The sequence below is a fragment of the Insulibacter thermoxylanivorax genome (assembly GCF_015472005.1).
Classification (GTDB): domain Bacteria; phylum Bacillota; class Bacilli; order Paenibacillales; family DA-C8; genus Insulibacter; species Insulibacter thermoxylanivorax.
Map to the genome: position 1 here is coordinate 1 of NZ_BMAQ01000064.1, position 1,161 is coordinate 1,161.

The following is a 1,161-nucleotide window of genomic DNA, read 5'->3' on the forward strand; positions in this document are numbered from 1 at the left end:
ACATTAATTCTTTGAGGGAGGTTGGAACATGGCTAGATGCACAGCTCCTGTAAAGGGACATAGAACAGCAAGTGCCGCAGCCAATTGTCCAGCATGTGGTGGGCGTTATGGCCGCTATGGTAGTTTTGGGAGCTACGGATCGTACTCTACCCCGACTTACTCCCCGTCCATGAGTAGCGGGGGTGGAGGAAGCAGAGGTGGAAATTCTACTCGTAGTATTAAGCCGCGCTGGTCGAGAGCAGGTTCGTCCGTTTGGTACACGCCGGAACAAGTTCGAGCACTAATACCAATCCGCAACAACGTCGAAAGCCTAGCAACGCAGACTGATCTTCGGGACGTTTTCCTATGCCATGCGTGGGACGACAGGCAGGGGGCTGCCAAAGAGCTACACGATTTACTTGAGGCACATGGTGTCTCTGTTTGGTTCAGTGAAAAGGATGTTGCTCTTGGCGTGCCGTTGCTTCGTGCCATCGATAAGGGTTTGGCGAATTCACGAGTTGGAATCGTATTAGTGACCCCTGCGTTGTTACGCCGACTCCCAGCAGAAGGCATCGCAGATAAAGAACTTTCAGCACTTCTGGCTCGTGAACGACTCGTCCCGATTGTGCACGAAACTACGTTTGAAGCTCTCCGTGAAGTAAGTCCTTTGCTTGCATCGCGAAGCGGTTTGAGTACTGCAGAAGAGCCAATGGCAGACGTTGCTGCAAAGATCGCAGAGCTTGTCGCCCTGTAAATCATTGTTTGTCCAGTAGAATATGCTGTTCGGAAATAATATATCCGCCACAGCTCATTAACAGCTTATTAATGCAATCATAATCTTGAAATTACGCCAATTGGAAGCTAACATACAACAAACTTCCGAGGAGGCGTTTTTTCATGTCCACGCCCATTCGTCTTTACCTGCTGGATATCGACCCCGCCACCGAACGGCGTCTGCTCTCCCTCGCCCAGCGTCATCTCAAGCTGGTACTCGAAAGCGGCCACCGCCATACTTCTTCCAAGCGCCGCGCTGAAATCGCTCAAGAAATCGAAGCTATCCGATCCGAGCGCGACTCTATTATCGCCCGCCTGCGCAAAGAGGCAGAAATGCGGGTGACATCGTGAAGGACGAACAGCCTTCCGGCAGAATCTCACCGATCCGCGTGAGTGTAAAATGTTTGT

2 protein-coding genes are annotated in these 1,161 nt (G+C 51.4%); both read left to right on the forward strand.

The genetic code is table 11. From position 1 onward, the window contains the following. Positions 1-169 precede the first annotated feature (169 nt). Positions 170-733 (forward strand): toll/interleukin-1 receptor domain-containing protein, encoded by a 564-nt coding sequence (locus PRECH8_RS14325; RefSeq protein WP_242457603.1) that lies wholly within the window; start codon positions 170-172, stop codon positions 731-733. Between the two features lie 143 nt (positions 734-876). After that, positions 877-1,104, forward strand: a complete 228-nt coding sequence (locus tag PRECH8_RS14330) for a hypothetical protein (RefSeq protein WP_200967768.1) — start codon at positions 877-879, stop codon at positions 1,102-1,104. The last annotated feature ends 57 nt before the right edge of the window (positions 1,105-1,161 follow it).

Coding starts and splice junctions, on each gene's coding strand:
- PRECH8_RS14330 (WP_200967768.1), top strand. CDS start 877: ATGTCCACGCCCATTCGTCTTTACCTGCTGGATATCGACCCCGCCACC.
- PRECH8_RS14325 (WP_242457603.1), top strand. CDS start 170: ATGAGTAGCGGGGGTGGAGGAAGCAGAGGTGGAAATTCTACTCGTAGT.